The organism is Paenibacillus sp. SAFN-117, from assembly GCF_051966115.1.
GTDB lineage: Bacteria > Bacillota > Bacilli > Paenibacillales > NBRC-103111 > Paenibacillus_L > Paenibacillus_L residui.
Genome location: NZ_JBQCLK010000029.1, coordinates 1 through 24,165, shown reverse-complemented (window position 1 = coordinate 24,165; position 24,165 = coordinate 1). Strand labels below are relative to the sequence as shown.

Genomic DNA, 24,165 nt, shown 5'->3' with positions numbered 1-24,165 from the left:
TTCATAAGCAGAGACGAAAAAATCTATTTACTTGACTACAATAATAAGTGTATAATACAATGTTTGGGTTACTTTCTTTACATTTAAAACAAGGTGGTGCTTATTGATGAGCAAGGATCTATCCTATCGTATCCTGCTATATTATAAATACGTAAACATTCCCGATTATGAGCAATTTGCCGCAGACCATCTTCAGTATTGCAAGGAATTAGGGGTCAAAGGAAGAATTTTGGTAGCGGAAGAAGGCATTAACGGGACCGTCTCGGGAACCATTGCCCAAACCGAGAAATATATGCAGGATATGCATAATCATCCTCTATTTAAAGACATGGTGTTTAAAATCGATGAAGCGGAAGGACATGCCTTCAAAAAAATATTTGTCCGTCCCAAAAAAGAGCTCGTTACCTTCCGTCTGGACAAAAACCTCGATCCTAACCAAATCGGCGGAAAACGTTTATCACCGGCCAAGTTTTACGAGATGCTGCAGAAGGAAGATGTCATTGTCCTCGACGGACGAAATAATTATGAATACGATATCGGTCATTTCCGTAATGCCATTCGCCCGGATGTGGAATCGTTCCGCGAATTCCCGGAATGGATCCGCAACAATCTTGCGCAGCATAAAGACAAGCCGATCATCACCTATTGTACAGGGGGAATTCGCTGTGAGAAGCTTACCGCATTCATGATTGAGGAAGGGTTTCAGGACGTTTCCCAACTGGATGGCGGAATTGTGACTTACGGCAAGGATCCTCAAGTGCAGGGCCGGCTGTTTGATGGGAAATGCTACGTCTTCGATGAGCGAATCTCCGTCCGTATCAATAACACGCCTGAGGATGTTGTGATCGGGCGCTGCCACCACTGCGGCAAACCGGAAGACCGTTACATTAACTGCGCCAATGATTTTTGTCATCTGCAGCATATATGCTGCGAGGAATGTGAAGAGCTTCATCACGGGTTCTGCTCCAAGGAATGCGAAGAGAAGGAATGGAGCCGCTGCGAATCTTGATTATCCTTTCATTTCCCGTCATACCATCAATATAGAGAAAAGGCATCTGATCGATTGTTCGGATGCCTTTTCACGTTGTCCCTCATTCTTTTAACGAGCCCAGCAATGCCCCTTTAACGAAGTATTTTTGCAGGAAGGGGTACACTACCAGTATCGGTATAGTCGTAAATAAGATGACACCCGCCTTCATCATTTCCGGGGTCGCTTCCATAGCTACCTCCACCGCTGCGGGTGCGGCCCCTCCCATATCCTGCTCCAGAATTAGGCTGCGCAGCACAAGCTGAAGCGGGTACAGCTCTTTGCTTCGGATGTAGATCAAGGCGCCGAAATATGAGTTCCACATTCCGACTACGTAAAACAGCGACAAGGTTGCGATCACCGGCTTGGAGAGCGGAATGGCAATCCGCGCATAAATTCCATATTCGCTGCAGCCGTCCATCTTGGCCGCATCGAACAATTCGGAGGAAATCCCTTGCAGGAAGGTCTTCATAATGATGACCGAAAAAGCGTTGAGCGCCCCGGGAATGATCAAGGCCCATAAAGTATTCTCCATTCCCAACGATTTAATCAATAAATAGTTAGGGATCAACGGCGAGGTGAATACGAACGTAACAAGGATGAACTTCAGAATCCATTTGCGGCCGGGCATAATGGACCGGGATAGCGAATAAGACAGACTGGTGGTCAACAGCAAAAAAATGAGAGTCCCCATCAAGCACATATAAATACTGATTCCCAATGCGCGCCACAGCGTATCCATGCCGAAAATTTGTTCATAAACGGACAAATTAAAGCCCTTCGGCCATAAATAAACGAGTTTGGCATTGGCATAGACCGGCGAGCTCAAAGAAATCGCAGCCAGATGGATTAACGGAGCGATCATTGTTAAACAGGCTATAATCAGGAAGAGCCCGTTAACGATGGGAAAAACCCGGTCCGATTTTGACAGATTCATGGCGCTCCTCCCCCTTTAATAAATACTTTCACCGGTCGTTCTTCGGCTTAGCTGATTCAGGAACATGACCAGGCTGAGTCCGATAACGGATTGAAACAAACCAATCGCCGTAGAGAAGCTGAATTGGGCACTTAACAGACCTACCCGGTAAACATAGGTGTCGATCACTTCCCCCACTTCGCGGTTTAACGGATTCAGAAAAATAAGAACCTGTTCGACGTTGGCTTCCAGAACACTTCCTACTCTCAGCAAGAACAGGATGATAATGGCAGGCAGCAACGACGGCAGCGTAATATTCCACATTTGCCGCCACCTTCCGGCTCCATCCACCATGGCGGCTTCGTATAAATTGGGATTAATCCCCGATAAGGCAGCCAAATAAATGATCGTTCCCCAGCCAATTTCTTTCCAGATAGAAATCGTAATGATCAGCGGCCGGAAATATTGCGGATTGCCGAGAAAATCAACGCGACCCGCTCCCAGCCTCTCCAGCCATTGGTTGACGATCCCTCCATGGTCCAGAAGATTGATGAAGATTCCCCCTACAATAACCCAAGAAAGAAAATGCGGCAGGTAGAGTAATGTTTGAACCGGACGCTTGAACCACATCGTCCTGACTTCGTTCAATAGCAAGGCCAGCAGGAGCGGCGCGGGGAAGCCGAAAATAATTGAGTAAAAGCTCAGCAATATCGTATTGCGCAATATATTGAAAAACTCGTCATAAGTAAACATCGCAATAAAATGCTTTAAGCCGACAAAATCACTTCCTGCAAACCCTTTGAATAAATTGTAATCCTGAAAGGCAATCCAATTACCGGCAAGCGGGATATATTTGAAAATGAGAAAATGTAATATTCCGGGCAGCGCTATAATCAGGAGGGCGATCCGATCGCCTTTTATTTTTTGCATTCCGCAACCTCCTATAGGGTCAGTGGAAAATAAATTTATCCAATGGCATGGACTCGTTTGTACGGAAGGCGGCCGGCCCGAGATAACGGCACAGCCGCCTGATTGTCCCTTTGGAAGGCTTCGGCAATCCTCAGCCCTTTATTTCTTGTGGAAGCTGTGGTACCAGTCCGTAGCTTCCTTGATTGCCGCGTCCCCGCCGCGCCTCTTCCATTCGCTTACGAAATTGTCGAACGCTGCGTCGACATCTTCCTTGCCGGTAATGACCTTGGCGAACATATCCAGGAACAGTGTGCCGGAATTCGTGCCTACTGCCAATTCGGGATGCGTCTTCAGCGATTCGAGAACCGGCATATGAAGACCGTCATTAGGCGTGCTGCTGTTCTTGGCAATCTCTACCCCTTTCTTCAGAAACTCCGCATCCGGGTGAGCTTCAATCAAGGATGGGAGCATCCTTCCGTCGCCGCGGGGGTTGATGGACAGTTGATAGAAAATGCTGGCGTCGTTCTCGTAATTTGCCGGAGTCTTGGGATCCCACTTCACTTTGCCGTTCTCTTCGGTGTAATTGACATCCTTGATGCCGAGGGAGAAGAAGGTCTCCGCCTCATCAGACCATGCCCAGTCGATAAACTTGATGATTTCCTCCGGGTTCTTGACCTTGGACGGAATGACCCAGACGAAATAAATCTGATCGCTTTGGGCCGTAATGCCGCCTCCTTTAGGCCCTTGCGGAGGCATAATTGCGCTTAGCTTGACCTCGGGCTGATTGACGAAATTTTCGGGCTGCCAGTTAGACATATAGTTGATTATGTCGTGCATCCACAGGCCGGCTTTGCCCTGCTTGATTCCGGCTTCCCAATCGGCACTCTTGTTGGTAAACAGGTTCGGGTTGATATAGCCTTTGTCATACAGCTCCTTCCAAAATTTCAAGGCATCCTTCATTTCCGGAAGCACCATGCCGGGAATGAGCTGGCCGTCCCGGTAATACCATTGGTTAGGGGAGGCACCGAACTCACGGAAGAAGACGTCCGAGAACTGAAGATTCTCCCTCACATAAAAGCCGTATTCATCATTGGGATCCCCGTTACCGTTCAGATCGTTTGTTTTCACCGCTTCAAAGAAAGCCAAGAACTCATCCAGTGTCTCGGGCACCTTCATCCCCAGCTTATCTAACCAGTCCTGGCGGATATACATCACTCGGGAAGCCGGCAGAGCGGACAGGGCAGGAATCCCGTAAATTTTACCGTCTCGGCTTACCCGGGTGCTTTCCCACGCCTCTTTCGGAATTTTACTCTTGATATTGGGGCCGTACTGGTCGATCAACGGTCCCAGTTCATGGAATACTCCTTGCTGCAGCGCCCCGGGATGCATCGTGGAATCGATGGAATCGGTCCGGATTAAATCAGGCAGATCCCCGGAGGCAAAACGTACCGTCAATTGCTGGATATAATCGTTGCCATGGCCCAGAAACTCGAATTTCAGATTGTACCCGGACAACTCGGACAGCTTCTTCACATAGGGATCATTATCCTTGAGCTGCATGGCATATTTCGCATTGGAGTGGGATAACAGGATGTGAATATCCTTATTGACCGCCTCCCCGCCCGGGCCGCCCCCGCTTGCCGGCTTGCTGCCGCAGGCGGACACCATGGCCGCCGCAGCCACTAGCGCGCTGACCGATACAGCCAGTCTTTTGCTTATCGTCTTCCCCATTGTTGTAACCCCTTTCATTCTTTAGTATGGTGGAATCCGCGCTGAATCTCTGCGTTGTGAGCCTACTCTAACCTGTTTCGGTTTGATCAGGCAATAATCACTTTTTTCAGACGGACGAAAATATTGATAAATGCCCGGCAAATAACGATAAATGCCCGAAATCATTGAAATTTCGGGCTAAAGCTTAATCGTTCCTCGCATGTTTGCGGTATTCTCCCGGGGGAACGCCGCTGATCTGCTTGAAGGTTCTCGAGAAATTCTGCACATTCGTATACCTCAGCCGCTCGGCAATTTCCTTGATGGACATGTCGGTATACTCCAGCCATTCCCTCGCCTTCTTCATCCGGTATTCGATTAAATACTCGCTAAAGTTCTTTCCGGTCTCTTCCTTGAAAATCCGGCTAAGCTGTGAATCGGACATCTGGAAGGAATTCGCAACCTGCTGAAGGGACAGGTCGCTGTCGAAGGAATCATGAATAAATAAAAGGGTTTGTTGGGCAATTTTTTTCTGCTTTGACCCGGATTCGGTCTCCAGTTGTTTCACAATGGACGGAAATAACTCATTGCTCATCCACTTCCGCAAATCCTCCAATGTCGTGAAGCTGTACAGCGTCTTGTACGGAGGGTAGTCAAAAACATCGTGAAGATCCTCCTTGATTTCATGGAAAACATACTCCAGCTCTCCAAGTAAATAAGAGAACAAGCCCATCACGGTTTCGGACGACTGCGCATATTGAGGGATCGCTTCGACCAATTGCTGCAAGTCACGGTTAGCTCCATTCAGATCACGCTGCACAAGCGAATGGACTATCTGCTTATGCAGCTGAAAAATCTGGCGGCTGGAAGTTCTCACGGACGGCCCGATATCATCGTCACTCAGGGTCACATTATTGCCCAGAAGCAGCCTGTAATTCAACAAGGTCAAAGCCTCCTGATAACTGCTTGTCAATCTGGAATAATCCCTGCAGGCCGGACTGATGGAAACGCTGACAGTAAACGGAAAATACCGGCCCACATTATGTCTTACCTGATCGGCCCGTTCTCTCACCGCAGCTTGAAATTCTTCATTCGGCATGTCGCTGCCGATCATGATAACGATCTGGCCCTGCTGAGAGGTGAATACGATGCAGGGCAGCTTCTCCGCAAAGGTCTCTTCCGCTACCTTCTTCAATGCATAATGAATAAGAGGCAGCTCCTTCTCTCTATAGGCTTCCACCCATTGTTTATACTCGTCCACGGCAGCAATGCAAACCTTGAATAAAGCCCCCTTCAACGGCAGGTCCCATTGCTCTACCTTGGCTCGCATTTCCGCCTCCGTTATTTCCCCCCACAGAAGCTGCTGGAAAATCCCTGCCCTAAGATCGGGGATCTGTTCCTTCAGCTTGTCCTTAAGCTCCCCGTTCGTTCTCAACATATGCAGCATGAAAGAGTCCAGAGCTTGCAATTCGTCCCTATGCTTGTCCTCCCATTTGCCCTCTCCCGAAATCGTTTTTAATAGCTTCTCTATGGGATGATAGAACCTGCGCGAACCGATTAACGCAATCATGACGGAAAGCAGGCCCATGGCACCCATAATGCCCCAGGTGAACCCCCGGATGGAATCGGCTTTGCGGGTTAAATCGGCCTTGGGGATCATCAGGATGTAGGTCCAATCATTAAGGCTTGACTTCAGAGATGCAACCTGATACTTTTCCCCATCCAAGGCAATCTCCATCGTATCGGGAGGCTGCTGCCACCATTCGTGCATACCGGGGCTGCCGCTTAAGCGTGTCCCAATGTCTTTCTCGTTCCGGCTGACGATGACTTTGCCCGACGGGTCGACCACATACAATCTACGGTTGTCTTCCAAATTGAGCTTGTCGACAAACTGCAGAATTTCGCTAATACTGACATGGAGTATGATCACTCCGTCAGTATAATACGTATGCAGCGGTATCGGCCGGAACAGCAGCAAATCCTCCTGATTCGGATAAGTACGCGGTGTAATAATAAAGGAGGAATTGTATTGGGGCTTCTCGCTGTCCATCATTTGGTTGAAATACTCAAAAGAAGCTTTGGCCAGGTCGGAGTAAACCATTTGGTAGCGCTTACTAATCATTGAAACTTCAAAACGAATGGAGGAAAAGCTCTTCTGCTTGCGGATGGTTTCAATCATCTCGAACGATTGATTGACATTATCGGCCGACAGGCCTTCATTCACCGATTTTTCCAGAGTTAAATTAGAGGAAAGGCTGATGGAAGCAATGTTCAGGTTGATGATAAAATCGTTGAGCTGATTTTTGATTTGATTCAAGACCATTTGCTGAGTATGGTCCACTTCCTCCTGAATGACCTTGGTAACCCGGTAGGAAGCGGCAAATCCAATGAGAAAAACCGGCAGAATACTGATCAGCAAAGAATATACCATCAGCTTTCTCTTGTAGGAAAGTCTTGCCAGGAACGTAAAGAAAGGATTCAAAGTTTTCCCCCCGAATGACATGGAAGAGAGGCCAAGCCTCCCCATTCATTTTTTCTTTAAGTCTATCTATTTGGATGGATTTGTCAACGGATACTGAAGCTGACCTTTCGTGGCATATTTTATGAAGCTCTTGGAATAATAACCATAACTTCAAAGTATAGGAATGGTGGTTATGGTAAATACGGGGAAAATTTCCTTCATTCAAGCAGCTTCCATCATCATGCTTACTGTCGGATTGACCAACCACGTAATGATTATCCCTATTCTTCTGGATGAAGCGGGGAGAGATTCCTGGATTTCAGTCATTATAGCCTCCCTGGCCTACATTCCTATCATCATTTGTATACATTACATAATCAAAAAAACCGGGCAAATGTCGATCAGGGACTGGCTCAGCGATCGTTTCGGCCGTTGGGCCACCTGGCCTTTCTTACTTATCTTCATAGTATATTTTGTATTCATGGGCGCCTTCACTCTCAAAGATACGAATACATGGACTATCTCTTCCTATCTTCCGGGAACCCCCCCGTTCGTCCTGTCACTTTCCGGTCTGCTGCTTTGTTCCGTTGCGGCTTATTCCGGCCTTCAGGCCATCTCCATCACGTCGGGAATGCTTCTGCCGATCGTCATTCTCCTCGGTTTCTTCGTCATGTCCGCCAATTTCGAGCACAAAGATTACAGTTATTTATTTCCTCTATTCGAGTATGGCTGGACACCGTCTTTGCGCGGGGCTTTCTTCGTGCTCTCCGGATTTAGCGAAATCGTAATTTTGCTGCTTATACAGCATCGTCTGCGCAGGAAAGTCAAGCTATGGCACATCCTTCTGCTCGCGATCATTCTGGCGTGGCTAACGTTAGGTCCCACCATGGGATCGATTGCCGAATTCGGGCCGGGCGAAGCGGCTAAGCAGCGCTATCCCCCATTCGAGCAATGGAGGCTTGTCAAGGTTGGCCGATACATTGAACATCTCGACTTTTTCTCTATTTATCAATGGTTGACCGGCGCTTTTATCCGGATCAGCATCACCCAATTTCTCATTCTGGAACTGTTGGACGTCCGCAAGAAGCTGGCACGAGTGATCGTTCTTTTCGGCTTAGGCGTCATCACATTTTTTATATGTGAACTGCCCTATAGCGACCCCGTATTTCTATCGATTTTGAAAAATTATTACTACCCATATTCGTTCTTTATGATGATATCGGTCATCCTTATTCTAACTTTGCTGGCGAGCTTGTCGCGAAGAAAAGGAGCGGGCAAACATGAAATGGATTCCAAAATGGATGACTCCGCCGGACACGCAATCCAGGAGCGGAGCGAAGGCAGCTACCCACTGGAATGAACAAAAGATCCGAAAGATGTTCTCCCATTGTGACGATGTTCAAATTCAATATTATCAGTTCGGTAATCCTCCCGTGCAGTCGGCTGTTTTGTTCGTCTTCTGCGAGGTCATGACAGACGAAAAGATGATTAATGAGATGGTGCTCCCCTCTTTGCAGGACTTGCATGCTTTAACACATTTTCGAAGCGTGGAACAAATCCAGCGGGAGAAGAAGCTGGAGCTGAGCGAAGAGAATGACTCCTCTGATGCCGATCTGGCTGGCAAAGTGTTCGAGGGCAAGCTGCTTATTTATTTTGTAGACAATTCCTCCTTGTTTTCAGTGGATGTAGCCAAAATTCCCGACCGGCAGCCGGAAGAGTCCAATGCGGAAGTTTCGATTCGCGGGCCGAAGGACGGTTTTGTGGAAAATATTTCAGTGAATTTGGCCCTGATCCGTAAGAGAATTCGCAGCAACAGCTTGGCCTACGAAAAATATATTATCGGCACCCGGACGATGACTAAAGTAGGATTGCTTTACATACAAGATGTTATCAATCCTCAACTGTTGGAGGAAGCCAGAAAAAGATTAACGAGCATGAACATCGCAGGGCTTTACAGCACCACCCAATTGGAATCGATGATTGCCGATTCCAGCTTCTCCATATTTCCATTAATGGGGTATACGGGGAGACCCGATTTTGTAGTCGAATGCCTGATGAACGGACGGTTTGTCGTGCTTGTCGATGGAAATCCTTCGGCAGTTATCGCCCCATCCGATCTGATGCTCCAATTAAAAACGCCGGAGGATACGCACTTTACATTCCTGAATGTTGCCTTCGGACGGCTGATCCGCTTCATCAGCTTGTTTGTAACGCTGCTGCTGCCGGGGTTTTATATTGCTCTGCTGACCTTCCACCAGGATCAGATTCCCTTTATGCTGCTCGCCACGATTACTTCATCGCGAATGGGGATTCCTCTGCCGGCTGCACTGGAAATGTTTCTTACTCTCGCCCTGCTTGAATTGTTCCGGGAAGCCGGGGTTCGGCTGCCGTCGGCCATTGGGCAAACGATAACCGTTGTCGGCGGATTGATTATCGGGGATGCGGCTATCCGGGCGGGCCTGTTCTCCCCATCCATGATTGTCATAGGGGCCATCACGGCAGTGGCCGGCTCCACTCTAGTCAGCCAGGCTCTGTCCGGGACGCTGAATGTATTACGACTGATTATTCTGTTCGCCTCTTCCCTGCTTGGAATGTTCGGCTTCCTGTTTTCATTCTTTGCTCTCGTCCTGTATTTGGCCAACCTCCGTTCGTTTGGGGTTCCTTATCTGGCCCCGCTATCGCCGCCTACTTTCCGGGACATCCCGGAATCTGTTCTGCGGATTCCATGGAGCCTGCGCAAGAAACGTCCGCAATATCTGAAGACCAAAAACCAATCGAAGCAAGGAGAGGGATCTTCTTGAAAAATACGGCAGGGAGAAGAGTCCGCCTAATGCTCTGCCTTGTCATGATATCGATCATGCTAAGCGGCTGTTGGAATTACCAGGAGCCTCAGAGCTACAGCTATATTAGCGCTTTGGGCCTGGAGTACGTAGATAAGGAATACATTACCTATGCCCAAATATTGGACTTCTCGAGTATTGTCAGGCAGGAAGGCGCCTCGGCGTCCCAGCCTACGCCTATTTACATAGGAGAAGGGAGAGGGCGGACCATTACCGAAGCGATGAATCAATTATATTCCACTTCGCAGAAGCAAATATTATGGGGACATATTACCGCCTTGGTCGTTTCGGAAAATGTGCTTAGACATGGAGTGGAAGAAGCTCTCGATTTAATCAACCGTTACCGGGAGGTGCGGTACAACACTTGGGTGTTCGGCACCAAACAGCCCATTGAAGAATTATTCGCCTCCACTCCCCTTTTCAATGCGAACGCTCTGGTCTCCATCCTGCATGAGCCGGCAAATACCTATAAGCAAAGATCCATTATTGAACCGGTTTATTTATACCGTTTCATCCAGAGATACCGGGAGCCTGGGGAAACGAGCTATCTCCCTTCATTGACAACCAATACGAATCATTGGATCAGCAGTGAGAAAGACAAACTGAAGAAGCACAAGCTGCTTCAAGTGGACGGCGCCTATTTCATCCGGTCGGACGGCTCGTTGGCCGGATGGATCAAAAATCATGACCTGTTTGGCATCCAATGGCTTAACAGGCATACGGCACGTGCCCCCGTGACCCTTTACAGGGATAATGATTTGTTGGCTGTAGTTGTATTGACTAGGCCCATATATGAGGTTGAAGCCTCATTTCATGACCATAAGGTCTACTTTAACATCGAAGTCAAATTGAAGGGAATCGTTAATGAATTACACGAGAACATCTCCTCCGCCGAGCTGGAGAAAGCAACGGAAGAAGCCATCCGTTCACAGATTAGAAGAACTTTCGATGAAGGGATGAAAATACGTGCGGACATCTTTCGTCTGGGGGAAGTTGTCTACCGGGATCATTTGTCCAACTGGAAGAACATACGGGAAACCCGAGATCTGGTCGTGGAACCGGACAGCCTTAAACAGATTAAAGTGAAAGTTAACATTAGATCAAGCGGCAAGTACAAACTAAGAACGTGAGGTTTGGCCGATTCCCGCGGATGCGTAAAATCCCTACCAACATAAAAGGCCGCTGACGCGGCCTTTTCTTTTATCCGTGATTGATTGTGTTCGTTCCATAATGCCAGATTTGGGCGGCCGCTCCGATGACACCCGCGCCGCTCCCTATTTCTGCAGGAAGCAAAGTTGTTGCCTTCCACATCGCGGCTCCCGTTCTTCTTCCGGTTTCCTCTCTTAGAGCCTCGAAGAAGGCCGGTCCCGCTTCAGATACTCCGCCGCCGATAATAACCGCTTCCGGATTCAGAGTGTGAATGACACTGCTTATATGAGTGCTTAATGCGCTAATGACTTTAGCCATCACTTCAGAAGCATGAGGGTCACCCGAATTCCAGGCAGCAATCACTTCCCGCGAATCGGCCTGCCATTCCGGCTGCCAGCCATTCGCGTTAATCATCTCTGCCGCAACTCGGGCTATTCCTGTACCGGAAGCGTACAGTTCAATACATCCGTGATTGCCGCAGCTGCATCGAGGCCCGTTGAAATCGACCGAAATATGGCCGAGCTCCCCGGCTCCTCCGAAAGCGCCCCGGACCAAACGGCCCTCTTCAACTATGGCTCCGCCTACACCGGTACCCAGCGCGATACATACGAAGCTGTTATAAGGGCGCGCCGCCCCGAAATTTTTCTCCGCGATGGCAATCACATTCACATCGTTATCGACATACACCGGCAGCCCAAAACGCTCGGTGACCTTGTCGCGAATCGGAGTTCCGGTCCAACCGGGTAATGTATCGACGGCAAAAGCGACCGTACCGCTGCTGAAGTCGATCTGACCCGCGCTTCCTATACCGATGCCGACCACATCGCCTTCTCTGCGTACATCCTTCAGCCGGCTCAAAATATCGGCAATGCCGTTAACCATCTTGTTCAGCACAGCGGCTGCGCCTTGCTTGGCCTCGGTAGGAACGATGGATTCAACTACCGTCTGCCCGGAACGGTCTATCGCGGCCAAATGAATTTTGGTCCCGCCCAGATCCACTCCAATGGCCAGTTCATTCATTCTAAGTCCCCCGTTCATTCACCATACCCATAAGATCATGTAATGGATTACTTCGTGCCCGTGACTTCTTGAACAGCCCGGACGAACCGCTTCGTAATTTCCATCGGGCGGGTAATCGCCGACCCGATTATAACAGCGTAAGCGCCTTGACGGAAGCATTCCTGGCACTGCTCAACCGTCCAGATTCGTCCCTCCGCGATGACCGGTGTCCGCTTGAGAGCCGCCAGTCTGCCGACCAGCTCAATATCCGGTTCGGACTGCTGCAGACTATAGCTCGTATAGCCGGACAATGTCGTTGAGACCAGATCGACCCCAAGATCCATCGCATGGACTCCTTCTTCATAGGTGGAAATATCCGCCAGAATAAGTGTTTCTGGAAAGCTCTCGCGAATACGGGAAATCAGCCCCTCCAAAGTCTCCCCATTCGGCCGCTGCTGTCGGGTAGCATCCATCGCCACGATTTCGGCACCGGCCTCGATTACTTCCTTCACTTCCTGGAACGTAGGCGTTATATACACATCGGAATCCGGGTAATCTTTCTTGTACAGTCCGATCACCGGAAGGGAGCAAGCCTGTTTAATTGCCCGAATATCGACGGGGGTATTGGCGCGTATGGCTGCAGCTCCACCACGCTCTGCCGCTTGGGCCATCGCCGCCATAATATGAGAGCCGTACAGAGGCTCATCTTCCAGTGCCTGGCAAGAAACAATACATTGGTTATACAAGGATGGGATCAAAGAGTTCTTCATTATAATTCTCACTTTCCTTTTCGGTCTTTTACTCTCTACTTTTTAAGTATACATCCCTATACCGAAGAAAGAAAGAATTTTCCTTCCAATAATTTAAATAAAATGAACTTTTGCTCCATTTTCCTTGTTAACTATCAGTATTGATCGGCCAGCAGCTCATCAGTATAGCTTATCGGACACCGCCTTCGCTGTTTTCTCCAGAGCGGCGTAGGTCCGATCCTTCTGCCGGAGAGCGACAACGGTCGATAAAATATCCAGAAGATGGATCTGGGTCAATTTGGAAGAGAACGCGCCTCCTTGCAGCGGGGTTTCTCTTGACGTCCCCAGAAGCACTGCATCCGCCTGCTGGGTGACAGGGGATTTCCCGTGGTTGGTAATACAGAAAATAAAAGCCCCATTGGCCTTGGCAATCGAAACTGCATTCACCACATCCTTCGTGCTCCCGCTTGTAGAGATCACCGCCACTACGTCATTCTTGCCGACCAGTGCCACATTCATGGCCATCATATGGGAATCCATCACTGCGTCCGCCTGAAAACCGAGGCGCATAAACCGGTACTTGGCATCCATGGCCGTCAATCCCGAGGAGCCGACTCCGCAGAAGAACAGTCGGTCGGCACGAATGATGGCATCGGCCACCTTGTTCAGATGCTGCTCATTAAGGAGTGACAGTGCATTGTGCAGCGCTTGAGTGTTATGGGCCGTTATTTTTTTGGCGATGGTTTCCATATTATCGTTCTCTTCAATCTCTCCCATAATTTGCTCCGCCGGGCTGGCCAAATCCTGGACGATGGACAGCTTGAATTCCTGGTAGCCTTTAAACCCCAGCTTGCGGCAAAGCCGGATGACGGAAGTTTCCCCCACGTCCGCCTTCTCCGCGAGGTCCGTTATCGTATAGAAGACAGCGGCCTCCGGATCCTTCATAACGGTATCCGCAACCTTCTTCTCCGATTTGGTGAGAGAGGAGTAAATGCTGTTGATCATAAGCAACGAGTTGTTTAAATCCGATATCTTGTTCGTCTTCATAGTTCAGTCCCTTTGTCTTTGAAATGATTTTGTTCCGGGGATGGATATGCGGGAAGCACAATATCCACGGTTGTCCCCTGGCCTAGCTTACTTTTAATTTTAATGGTCCCGTGATGCATCTCAATAATTTTATAACAGACCATTAATCCGAGGCCAGTCCCCTTCTCCTTCGTTGTATAAAAAGGCTCCCCCAATTGGGCCAGCCGTTCGGGCGAGATTCCCGAGCCCTGATCAACTATGCGTACCTGCAGCTTTCGCTTGTGATCCTGCTTGACTCTTATTTGAATGATCCCGCCATGATGCATGGCTTCGATAGCATTCTTGAGAATATTGATAAAAACTTGCTTCATTTGGTTTTCATCACAATGGATCAACGGAAGGTTCTCTTCCGCGTCCATCCGAATTTGAATATTGTTCATGATGGCCTGGGTGTCCAGCAGTGGAATGACGTCATAGAGAATGCGGCGGACGTCTTTCGGCTGGAATTCTATGACCTGAGGTTTGGCAATCACCATGAATTCATTCACTATGTAATTGATTCGATCCAGCTCGGACAGCATGATATTGAGATACTGCTCCTGTCCCTGGTTCTTGGCTTTAAGCAGCTGGACGAAGCCTTTGAGAGAGGTTAACGGGTTGCGGATTTCGTGAGCCACGCCTGCCGCCAATTGCCCGACGACCGACAGCTTATCGGATTTCCGCAGAAGCTCCTCCGTTCGTTTTCTCTCTGTAATATCCATAACCGTGCCAATGATCGCCGGCTTCTCCTTGTATGTCGTCATCGTCCCGTGCAGCTCGACATCCACCGCCCTGCCATCCTTATGCAAGGCACGAAAATAAAAATGGACGCTTCTGCCCTTACGATTGCGGAACTTGCTCAGGAACAGGTCATGGTCTTCCGGATATACGAAATGCATCACATTCTTATGGAGTATTTCTTCACTTCGGTATCCCAGCATCTCTGCACATCTGGGATTAACGTAAGTGATTTCCCAGTCTTGTATCAAATATACTCCTACAAGAGCCTCTTCTACAAGACTGCGATACTTTTCTTCCGCTTCCAACAGGGCGTCTTCGGCCTTCTTGCGAGCCGTAATGTCGCGGGAGACGATAACGACGCTTTCTACCCGGCCGGATTCCCCGATCACGGGAATGCCGCTTGCCTCCAGAAACAGGGACTGATTTTCGGAAAGGGCATACCGGTATTCAAACCGGCTGGCTTGATTCGTGTTTACCATCTCCGTAAACCTCTCACGAATCTTTCTGCGATCCTGGGAGTGGACCATCTGTTCTATTCTCCCATGCAGCTCCGGCTCTTTACCGAGAACATGCTTAAAGGACGGAGACGCATAAGTCATCCTTCCGTTTCTGTCATAAATGGCGATGAGATCCGTCATATTTTCCGCGATCAATCTGTACTTCGCTTCACTTTCTCGCAAAGTCTTCTCCATCTTAACCCGCTCGCTAAGATCTCGTATCATTGCCGCGAAAGCATTGACCTGTCCCGTACCATCCTTAATTGGAGAGATGGTGACGCTGATTTCAATTACGGTGCCGTCTTTTCTCCATAGAGCGACATCCGTTCCGTTCAAGGGGCCGACATGAAGAACATGATCGCAGGCCCGCTCCAATTTGTCCCATTCATGAGGAAGCATCTCGGAAATATGACGGCCGACCACTTCCTCCGCTGTCCATCCGAACATTTTCTCGAAAGCGGGGTTCACCTGAAGAACGGTGACAGCCCTGTTAAAAATGACGATTGCATCCGATGTATTCGTGAATAGAGATTCAAGCTGCTCCTTGGTTCGCCGCAGCTCTTTCTCTGCCCTCTTGCGCTGGGTGATGTCCCTGCCGATGAAATATATGCCCGTTGGCATTCCGCGGACGATGATCGGGACAAATTTGACCCCCAAATCCATTGCCGTGCCGTCTTTGCGGTAGAAGACCATCTCACAGCTTGCCGGTTCTCCGCGAATCGTCTGCTCCAGACAGCCCTTGGTCCGCGAAACATCGGCCGGATCGATCATGCTTAGCAAATTGATTCCGATTAATTCTTGGGCCGAATAGCCGCTTAGCTGTTCCATAGCCGGATTGGCCGTTTGGATAGCGCCGGATAAGTCGAGGGAGGAGATGGCTGCCGGATTGTGCTCCACCAAGGAATCGCAGTGCTGTTGAGTTTCCTTTGAACGGTCGATTCCGTCTCCCTGTTCCCCTTTTTCTTCCATCCGTTGGGAAGAACTCTGAATGGGAGAATCTTTTTCTTTCCGCACATAACCCCGACGGGATATCTTTAAAGGCACTCCATTGCGAGCGCTTCCAGTGATCCTTCTTCCTTTTGAATGAAGCCTTATCATTTTCCTCACCCTAGTCCGATATTTTCTAACTAACCATCTGTGGTGACTTACATCTTGTAGCTGCCTTCCCCCTATAACCCCTAACAAATAAACCAAATTACGCGATTTGAAACAGTTCAGGCCGTTCTCCGGAAGCGAAAATATGATCATCTGCCTTTAAATTTTGAGTATGTATGGTGGCAAGAAGAGGGTATCTATACCGAGAAGCGCTATACTGGCGAGAGTATGTATTGAGGCTGCTGCAAGGCAATTTGGGAAGCTCCCGGGAGCAATGTCCCGGGCCCAATCATCAATTATTCAGGATGGATTCAATTTGTTCTAACGCATCGTTTGGGAGACTTACCCCGGACGCCACTGCGTTCTCCTCCACTTGCTGGACTCGGCTGGCGCCTATGAGCGCGCTGGAAACATTGGACTGACGCAAAATCCAGGCGATGGCCAACTGAGACAGGGTTAACCCTAATTCGTCAGCTATTTCACGGATTCGAGCCACCTTGAGCAGGTTGTCGTCATGCAAATATCTTTGGATCGTCTGCTTTCCGCTGGAGTGGGTGGCCCTGCTGTCCGGAGGCACATCTGTCGCATTCTTGTATTTTCCCGCAAGCACTCCTTGAGCCAAGGGGGAATATACGACCTGACCGATCCCAAACCGCGTACACGCGGGAATCAGCTCCTGTTCAATCGCTCTATTAAACATGTTGTATACCGGCTGACTGGCAACGATCCGATTCAGGAGCTTCCGGTCTGCCAAATGGACAGCTTCCGCAATTTGTGCCGCCGTCCAGTTGCTTACTCCGATATAGAAGACTTTGCCCTGTGTGACCAGGTCGTCCATGGCACGCAGCGTTTCCTCCATCGGTGTGTCCGGATCAAAATGATGGCAGTAATAAAGATCTATATAATCCAGATTCAACCGTTTCAAGCTGGCTTCGCACTGCTCCATAATGTGCTTGCGAGATAAGCCTCTGTCATTCGGCCCTTCCCCCATCCGCCCCCACACCTTGGTAGCAATCACATACGATTCCCGGGCATATTTTCCTAAAGCTTGTCCGACTACTTTCTCAGCCTCTCCGCGCATATAAATATTAGCTGTATCGAAGAAGTTGATGCCCAGCTCATAAGCTTTGTCTATAGTCTCATGGGCTCTGGCCGAATCGACATATCCCCCTTCTCCATAGGTCAACCAACTACCCAAACTGATTTCACTTACTCTCAGTCCGGAAGCCCCCAATTGACGATAGTTCATTTCGTATCTGCTCCTTTCGAAAACGAATGGTTATCCTTCTCGAGTGCAGGGCACCGAATTTACCGCGTTGAAGGATTATTCCTCACTGCCCAAGTTTATAGCTGCTTGGTTCTTCCCCATTATTATACTTCAAAGAGAGTGAAAAATGGAGAAAATTGGATAAAAAAACGTTGAATATTCTAAAAATGTTAAACTCATCTTCCTCTTCATAATTAAATTTTACTTTTACCCTGCATACAAATTCCGTTACAATGAATTAGAAGGCGGATAACAAGCCGAGAAAGAGCTATGAAAGCCATGAAAGGGGAGATTGGGGATGAATTCGATTATCGATAGGGCATTTAAGGAAATGATGGAGAACTGGCAGCAAATGAGCGTCAGTTCTCCGGAAGATTCCGAAGCGGACGCGGACCGGTTTCAAAATAGCTTCTATAAGCTGATAGAGCTGGTTAGAGACTGGATCGAAGGAATGAAGCGCAGGCCGAGAAATATGGAAGAAGCTTTGGCGCTTCCCGAGATCGCTAAAATGATCGAGCTTCTACCCCCTCCTCTTTATTTGAATTTTGAGACGGAGCTGGAATGTATTTTGGAAGGACATTCGAGGGTGGAAGACACTTTCGATGATTAACTACCGCAATCTTCATCCGGCATCCGCAGGCGATCGGTCAAGTAAGAATGGCAAACAGATCCTTCCCGGGCGAGATGGTCTGTCATCCGGATGGAGAATTAGAAATCAGGAGTGGACTAATGATGGGATATGAAGAACAAGTCGCCATGGAATTGCGGCTTTGGGCACGGAACTTGGCCAAGAAAGAAGGAGTTCTGGAATCGACTTCCAAAGCATTCAGCAACAAAATCAACAATGTCCTGCCCAAGAAAGTCCACGCAGCGTTGACCTCCGCGATCAAAGGAATCGTGCAAGCTTCTCTCGTCGGCGCAAAGTACACTCCTAAGCGGCCGGTAGCATACGGCATTACGCTGGAGGAGAGAGACCGCCAGGCGGAGCAGCTGACGAATGTATACAAGAAAGTAGCGGCCGCCGAAGGAGCGGGTACCGGAGCCGGGGGTCTTCTGCTGGGAGCAGTGGATTTTCCCGCGCTGATCGCCATCAAGATGAAGTATTTATTCGAGATGGCGCATATTTACGGCTTCGATACCTCGGACATGAACGAGAGGCTCTATATTCTCTCAATCTTTCAACTGGCCTTCTCCAGCAGAGAGCACCGGCTGACGGTGTTTGAACGGATGAAGAATTGGGAACATCAGCATCACGAATCATCAGGACGATTCAATAACAGCGACGAGATCGACTGGCAGAAGCTGCAGCAGGAATATCGAGACTCCCTTGATCTCCGCAAACTTCTCCAGTTGGTTCCGGGAATTGGAGCTGTAATTGGAGCTTGGGCCAATTACGGTTTGCTGGAGGATCTGAATGTGGCAGCCAAGAACAGCTACCGGATGCGAATTCTGCAGCGTCATAATGGGCTCTCCTCTGCGGAACTGTAGGTACTGCAGGTTCCCCCTATCCGCTTATAACGGCTTGCTTGCCTTGGCAGAGCCCGTCGGAGCTTCGGCCTGCGGCTTCTCCTTGGGCCGCAGCAAGCAAATAAGCACCATCGCGAAACAGACTGCACAGGCCGCACCGAACAAACCTTTTATCCTTCCCGTCAACTCAACCGGATCTACTGCGGTTGCCCCCATTCCGCCAGCCATAAGTACCGCCATTCCGATCCCTATAATCATTCCGAAATAACGGATCAGAGCCAGCATACTTCCTATCAAGCTTATTTTTTCGGGCGGGGCCGCAGACATAATTTCGGCATTATTTATGGCTTGGAACAATCCCATTCCTACCCCAAATAACGAAAGATGAAGCGCAATGCCTATGGGGTGGATTCCACCGCCCCAGATAATAAACAGCATGGAGATAGCGCAAATGGACGCTCCGACAATAGTCGGATAATACGCCCCGTACTTATCTCTATACCATCCGGAAACGGGTGATGCGATTCCGAGAAATACCGGCTGCAGGGCAAGCATCAGCCCCACTGTGCGGGTCGGGTACTCCAACACTTGCTGCATGTAGAAGGTTATCGGAATTAAAGTGGACATTTGAGCAACGTTCATTAACAGCGAGGCAGAATTGCCCACCGCCATCCCTCGATTGGTATATAATACTTTGTCAATCACCCCATGGGAGATTTGCCTCTCATAGAGAAACAGCAGTACAAGCAGCACGGTTCCGGAAGCATACAGTGCAATGATTGTGCCGGTGAAGCCCTTGCTTTCACCATATACCGCCCCCAGCAGCAGAAGCGACGTGCTGATAGCCAGCAAAACCGAGCCTATTACATCCAGCGGCTGATATCCTCGCTTGGTATCCCGGGGAAACCATTTGAGCCCGCACAGCAGGGCCAAGAGACCTAGCGGGACATTGATCAGAAACAAGACGGACCAATCAGCCCATTCCATCAGCAAACCTCCGACTGCGGGTCCGGACAGAGTTCCGATCGAGATCACAACGGCATTCATCGCCAGTGCTTTGCCAATTTCATGATTGGGAAATAATTTGCGCACCATCGCCTGGCTGTTCGACAGAATCATCGAGGCCCCTATTCCTTGAACGATTCTGGACACAATCATAGAAGCCAAATTAGGTGAATAAGCAGCAAATAAAGATCCGACCGCAAATACCAAGAAGCCGTAGCTGTAGACTTTACTGCGGTCCATCCGGTCGGACCATTTGCCTAATATCGGAAGCAGGGCAACCATAGTCAGTAAATAAGAGGTAACAACCCATTGAACCTGGGCCAACGGGGCCGCGAACTGTTCGGCCATTGTCGGCAGCACTACGTTAACAATACCCACATCCAACGTGGACATAAAGGTTCCCAGATTGACTATTTGGAGGATTGACCAACGACTTTTAATTACGTCCATATCCTGGCACCTTCTTTGTGACCGGAATCATTCCAAAATAGCTGTAGAGATTTCGCATCAGGTTAGAGGCGAAGCCGTCGCGAAACCATTAAACGGCCTTCCTCTCTCTTCATACAAAAGAAGGCCCTTGAACGGGAACGGACCCGTTCAAGAGCCGTTTCGGGCTTACCGATAACGTTTGATAAATTCTACAGCCTTGCGGATATCCACTTCCGGCTGATCCCCTACTTCCCGCTCGATCGTCAGATAGCCTTGATAACCGATTTCCTGCAGAGCGGCAAAATAAGCGTCAAAATCAACCTTTCCTTCTCCAAGAGGAACTTCTTTGAAAATCTCTCCCGATGCCACCATTTGCGCAATTTTACCATGATCCATCGGTTCATATCCAAGCGCTCCATAAATTTCGCGCGGGTCCACTTCCTTGTAACGAATACCATCCTTAACATGGGTATGTACAATGTAATCCTTTAGCAGCTTGACTCCCTGTACCGGATCGTCTCCCGTCACCATAACCATATTGGCCGGATCGAAGTTTACGGACACGCCTTTGGAGCTTAACGTATCCAGGAATGATTTCAGATGCTCAGCCGTTTCCGGACCCGTCTCAATCGCGAAATAAGCATTCATGCTGCTTGCGTATTGACTTAATTCTTCACAAGCCTCCTGCATCACAGCAAAAACCTCGCTATTACGGTCGTTGGGAACAATTCCGATATGAGTCGTTACTACATTCGTACCCAGATCCATGGCCAAATCTAGAATTCGTTTAGACTTCTCTATTTTAGCGGGATTTTCTGTCTTGTCCTGAAAACCGTGACCTCCGAGGTCGCCACACAATGCGGAGATTTCAAGACCGAGTGATGCAATATAGTCCTTAAGCTCTCTGCGTGCTGCCGCGTTAAGGTTAGCGGGATCCATCTCTCCTTTTACGGCATAAATCTGAACTCCCTCAGCCCCAACCTCTTTGGCTTTCTTCAGCCCTTCTCTAACTCCAATTCCAAAACTATCCACAATGACTCCGATTTTATTCGTCAGCTTCAAATCCTCCACCCCAATCTGCAATATTAATTATCTGATGAGCCAGTGTGAATCCGAGAGCGGCTCTGTTTACAAATTCCGCAGCCAGATAAACGTTCGACGAAATACTTGACAAAGCGTTGCCTGCCTGCAAGCGTTTACCCAGATGCTGAAGACTTCTCCCGGTTTGCCCCTGTCTTCATCAGACAAAAAATGAGTTCCCCTATAGTGTATAAGTGGTCTACGTGCTAGTCAATCCTTTCCAAATATAATATTTAACGAGATATTTTGTTTTTCAATGGAAAAGCTGCAGCTGCGGGCTTTTAATAGTTGTAGCATTTATTTTTATCGTTTCTAACATTACAAATGATGTTTGCAATCAGGATTATGATCGAGATAAACTTTCTGTTTATTGACATAGCCCCTCAGAAACCTTACATTTAAAATAGGACATCGTTATATGACTACCATTGTACTATCCTGATGGTCCTGTGTTGGGACGATGATCTATTGCTCTGTCCCTGGACTGCTTCTGCGGATTTCTTTGTTCTTGATTAGGCGGACCCAGGTTCTTTTTGCTGTCCGTACAATATCGTCGGAGGTTAGAATTAGAATGAATGTACACATTTTTTCATCCAATGAAGAACTGAACGAAGCGGCAGCCGGGCTGCTGGCCGCCACGCTTCATACGAAAGCGAATGCAGTACTTGGCCTGGCGACCGGATCCACACCGGTCGGTGTTTACGAGAAGCTGGTAGAGCTCTATAAAAAGGGAAGCGTCAGCTTCAAATCGGCCAAGACCTTCAATCTGGATGAGTATGTTGGACTGCCCCGAGATCACTCGGAAAGCTACTACACTTTTATGAATACCCGTTTATTCCAGCATATCGATCTTCCGGCAGAGAATGCCCATATTCCTAATGGCAATGCCGAGATTGTTCAAGAGGAGTGCGTCCGGTACGACCAAATGATCGAACAAGCCGGAGGAATTGACATACAAATTCTGGGAATCGGCCACAATGGACATATCGGGTTCAATGAGCCTGGCCCAACGCTCCAAAGTGCTACCCATCTGGTCGATCTCCACGAGGAGACGCGAAAGGCTAACGCTCGTTTTTTTGATTCCATCGATGATGTTCCTGTCCAAGCAATTACCGTAGGTCTGGGGACCATTATGAAATCGAAAACCATTCTGCTGCTCGCGAAAGGCTCGGATAAAGCAGAAATTATGCATAGAGCATTGAGAGGCCCTATTGACCCGCAATGCCCGGCATCATTCCTTCAACTGCATCCTCAACTGATCGTTATGACGGATTCCGAAGCAGGGAGGTTATTAAAATGAGCGCCAATCAAATTCTCATTACCAATGCTTCAGTAGTTACGGAGGAAGAGGTTATCAGCGATGGAGAAGTGCTGATAGAAGGAGATAAAATTGTATGGGTTGGATCCCGTGGGAGCCGTCCTGAACTGACGGAATCCTTCTCGGGAACACGTGTTGACGCCAAGAAAGGCTGGGTAGTTCCCGGCTTTATCGATGTTCACGTTCATGGGGGATTCGGTCATGACTTCATGGATGCAACCCAGGAATGCCTGGATGGAATTACCCGCTTTCATGGCCAGAACGGAACGACCTCCATGCTGGCCACGACTGTAACCGGCCCTCATGATGCTTTATCCCGCGTATTGGAGGCTGTCAGCAGCTATAGAAGCAAGGAAATGCCCTATGCTCAACTGATCGGTGTTCACTTGGAAGGCCCGTTCATCAGCCATAAATGGCCGGGTGCGCAAAATCCTGAGTTTATCGTTCCTCCTCAGAAGCAATGGCTGCAGGATTGGACTCAACAATATCCTGGTTTGATCAAAATGCTTACCCTCGCACCCGAAACCGAAGGTGCCTACGAATTGATCGAGTGGCTCAAGGCTAACGGCATTGTAGCAGCCGCCGGACATACAGATGCCACTTATGAAGTGATCGAGGAAGCGGTGGAGCACGGCCTGAAGCATGCGGTCCATACTTTTAACGCAATGACCGGACTTCATCACCGGAAGCCGGGTACGGTCGGCGCTGTCTTGACGGATGACCGAATCAGCGCGGAAATCATCGCAGACGGCTTTCATGTCCATCCGGGTGCCATCCGGCTGTTGACCCGGGCTAAACAGAGTCATAATTTGATGCTGATTACAGATGCCATGTCTGCCGCCGGACTGGGTAACGGACAGTATAGCCTTGGAGGGCTCGCCGTCACCGTTAAAGACGGAATGGCCACCCTAACAGAAGGTAACAGTCTGGCAGGAAGCACCCTGACTATGATTTCTGCTTTCCGTTACATGGTGAATACGGTGGGAATATCCGTCCAGGAGGCGAGTGTTTTGGCAAGCGGCAATCCGGCCCGTATGCTCGGAATGGACGACAAGCTGGGAAGCCTCGCAGTGGGCAAGCAAGCGGACATCCTGCTTCTCACTCCTGATCTTGACATCTCAAGCATTTGGGTTAAGGGAAAACAAACCGTTTAATGACAACTTCAATGGGCGGCTAAGCCCGAAGAAGGTCACATACAACCGCCCGGCGGCCGCCGGGCGGTTACTTATGTCTAGGAACGCCTCTCGACCACTCAGTTCCGTTTGGTCGTGTCATTATCTCTTTCCCGGCCCATTTGACTGTTATCCCATTCACTCAGTTTCTTATCTGCATCAGCTTCATACATCGCCCCCTTTTGATTGCTATCTTGTTTCTGCTAAAGCATAATGCCTAAAAGCTGACGGTGTTGCCTGTCCGGGGATTGACGAATATAATGTCCATATCT

At 49.0% G+C, this 24,165-nt stretch carries 19 protein-coding genes; 8 read left to right on the top strand and 11 right to left on the bottom strand.

The annotated features are described in order from the left end of the window. Positions 1-106: 106 nt before the first annotated feature. Positions 107-1,009: an oxygen-dependent tRNA uridine(34) hydroxylase TrhO gene (gene trhO / locus ACTHRH_RS18100; protein WP_144933833.1), complete on the top strand. Its 903-nt coding sequence runs from the start codon at positions 107-109 to the stop codon at positions 1,007-1,009. Positions 1,010-1,091: 82 nt separating this feature from the next. On the opposite strand, the gene ACTHRH_RS18095 is transcribed toward trhO, so the two are convergent. The 4 genes from ACTHRH_RS18095 to ACTHRH_RS18080 all read right to left on the bottom strand — a co-directional run bounded on the left by ACTHRH_RS18095 (position 1,092) and on the right by ACTHRH_RS18080 (position 7,041). Then, the gene (locus tag ACTHRH_RS18095) at positions 1,092-1,964 is read right to left on the bottom strand and encodes a carbohydrate ABC transporter permease (protein ID WP_379286300.1); all 873 of its coding nucleotides are present in this window, start codon (positions 1,962-1,964) and stop codon (positions 1,092-1,094) included. Between the two features lie 15 nt (positions 1,965-1,979). Further along, a complete protein-coding gene (locus ACTHRH_RS18090; protein ID WP_144933835.1) occupies positions 1,980-2,873 on the bottom strand; it encodes an ABC transporter permease in 894 nt (297 codons plus the stop codon). A 138-nt stretch (positions 2,874-3,011) separates the two neighbouring features. Further along, on the bottom strand, positions 3,012-4,583 hold the full coding sequence (locus ACTHRH_RS18085) for an extracellular solute-binding protein (protein WP_186328236.1): 1,572 nt from the start codon (positions 4,581-4,583) through the stop codon (positions 3,012-3,014). 184 nt (positions 4,584-4,767) lie between these two features. Continuing rightward, positions 4,768-7,041 carry a helix-turn-helix domain-containing protein gene (locus ACTHRH_RS18080; protein ID WP_379286303.1) on the bottom strand — a complete coding sequence of 758 codons (2,274 nt, stop codon included), beginning with the start codon at positions 7,039-7,041 and terminating at the stop codon, positions 4,768-4,770. Positions 7,042-7,213: 172 nt separating this feature from the next. Between ACTHRH_RS18080 and ACTHRH_RS18075 the strand changes: the two genes are divergently transcribed. The 3 genes from ACTHRH_RS18075 to ACTHRH_RS18065 are packed head-to-tail and all read left to right on the top strand — an operon-like array spanning position 7,214 to position 10,990. Further along, complete coding sequence (locus tag ACTHRH_RS18075; protein ID WP_440416893.1) at positions 7,214-8,380, top strand: GerAB/ArcD/ProY family transporter; 1,167 nt, start codon at positions 7,214-7,216, stop codon at positions 8,378-8,380. Continuing rightward, the gene (locus tag ACTHRH_RS18070) at positions 8,301-9,821 is read left to right on the top strand and encodes a spore germination protein (protein ID WP_440416891.1); all 1,521 of its coding nucleotides are present in this window, start codon (positions 8,301-8,303) and stop codon (positions 9,819-9,821) included. Before ACTHRH_RS18075 ends, ACTHRH_RS18070 begins: the two co-directional genes overlap by 80 nt. Further along, positions 9,818-10,990 carry a Ger(x)C family spore germination protein gene (locus ACTHRH_RS18065; protein ID WP_186328239.1) on the top strand — a complete coding sequence of 391 codons (1,173 nt, stop codon included), beginning with the start codon at positions 9,818-9,820 and terminating at the stop codon, positions 10,988-10,990. The genes ACTHRH_RS18070 and ACTHRH_RS18065 overlap by 4 nt, the downstream gene beginning before the upstream one ends. A gap of 70 nt (positions 10,991-11,060) precedes the next feature. Here the strand turns inward: ACTHRH_RS18065 and ACTHRH_RS18060 are convergent, their stop codons facing one another. The 5 genes from ACTHRH_RS18060 to ACTHRH_RS18040 all read right to left on the bottom strand — a co-directional run bounded on the left by ACTHRH_RS18060 (position 11,061) and on the right by ACTHRH_RS18040 (position 17,404). Continuing rightward, positions 11,061-12,029: an ROK family protein gene (locus tag ACTHRH_RS18060; RefSeq protein ID WP_379286313.1), complete on the bottom strand. Its 969-nt coding sequence runs from the start codon at positions 12,027-12,029 to the stop codon at positions 11,061-11,063. A 47-nt stretch (positions 12,030-12,076) separates the two neighbouring features. After that, positions 12,077-12,778 (bottom strand): N-acetylmannosamine-6-phosphate 2-epimerase, encoded by a 702-nt coding sequence (locus ACTHRH_RS18055; RefSeq protein ID WP_186328240.1) that lies wholly within the window; start codon positions 12,776-12,778, stop codon positions 12,077-12,079. Between the two features lie 159 nt (positions 12,779-12,937). Next, positions 12,938-13,804 (bottom strand): MurR/RpiR family transcriptional regulator, encoded by an 867-nt coding sequence (locus tag ACTHRH_RS18050; protein WP_144933842.1) that lies wholly within the window; start codon positions 13,802-13,804, stop codon positions 12,938-12,940. Beyond that, entirely contained in the window at positions 13,801-16,029 is a 2,229-nt protein-coding gene (locus tag ACTHRH_RS18045) for a PAS domain-containing sensor histidine kinase (RefSeq protein WP_186328241.1), read from the bottom strand. The genes ACTHRH_RS18050 and ACTHRH_RS18045 overlap by 4 nt, the downstream gene beginning before the upstream one ends. 418 nt (positions 16,030-16,447) lie before the next feature. Next, complete coding sequence (locus tag ACTHRH_RS18040) at positions 16,448-17,404, bottom strand: aldo/keto reductase family protein (protein ID WP_440416888.1); 957 nt, start codon at positions 17,402-17,404, stop codon at positions 16,448-16,450. Between the two features lie 316 nt (positions 17,405-17,720). Here ACTHRH_RS18040 and ACTHRH_RS18035 point away from each other — a divergent pair, with 316 nt between their 5' ends. Further along, a complete protein-coding gene (locus ACTHRH_RS18035; RefSeq protein WP_144933845.1) occupies positions 17,721-18,032 on the top strand; it encodes a hypothetical protein in 312 nt (103 codons plus the stop codon). Positions 18,033-18,151: 119 nt separating this feature from the next. After that, positions 18,152-18,910 carry an EcsC family protein gene (locus ACTHRH_RS18030; RefSeq protein WP_379286323.1) on the top strand — a complete coding sequence of 253 codons (759 nt, stop codon included), beginning with the start codon at positions 18,152-18,154 and terminating at the stop codon, positions 18,908-18,910. Positions 18,911-18,934: 24 nt separating this feature from the next. On the opposite strand, the gene ACTHRH_RS18025 is transcribed toward ACTHRH_RS18030, so the two are convergent. Next, on the bottom strand, positions 18,935-20,344 hold the full coding sequence (locus ACTHRH_RS18025) for an MFS transporter (RefSeq protein WP_440416885.1): 1,410 nt from the start codon (positions 20,342-20,344) through the stop codon (positions 18,935-18,937). A 165-nt stretch (positions 20,345-20,509) separates the two neighbouring features. Continuing rightward, complete coding sequence (locus tag ACTHRH_RS18020; RefSeq protein ID WP_379286326.1) at positions 20,510-21,385, bottom strand: sugar phosphate isomerase/epimerase family protein; 876 nt, start codon at positions 21,383-21,385, stop codon at positions 20,510-20,512. Between the two features lie 589 nt (positions 21,386-21,974). Here ACTHRH_RS18020 and nagB point away from each other — a divergent pair. Then, entirely contained in the window at positions 21,975-22,703 is a 729-nt protein-coding gene (nagB, locus tag ACTHRH_RS18015; RefSeq protein ID WP_144933848.1) for a glucosamine-6-phosphate deaminase, read from the top strand. Then, complete coding sequence (gene nagA, locus ACTHRH_RS18010) at positions 22,700-23,875, top strand: N-acetylglucosamine-6-phosphate deacetylase (protein ID WP_144933849.1); 1,176 nt, start codon at positions 22,700-22,702, stop codon at positions 23,873-23,875. The genes nagB and nagA overlap by 4 nt, the downstream gene beginning before the upstream one ends. Positions 23,876-24,165 lie beyond the last annotated feature (290 nt).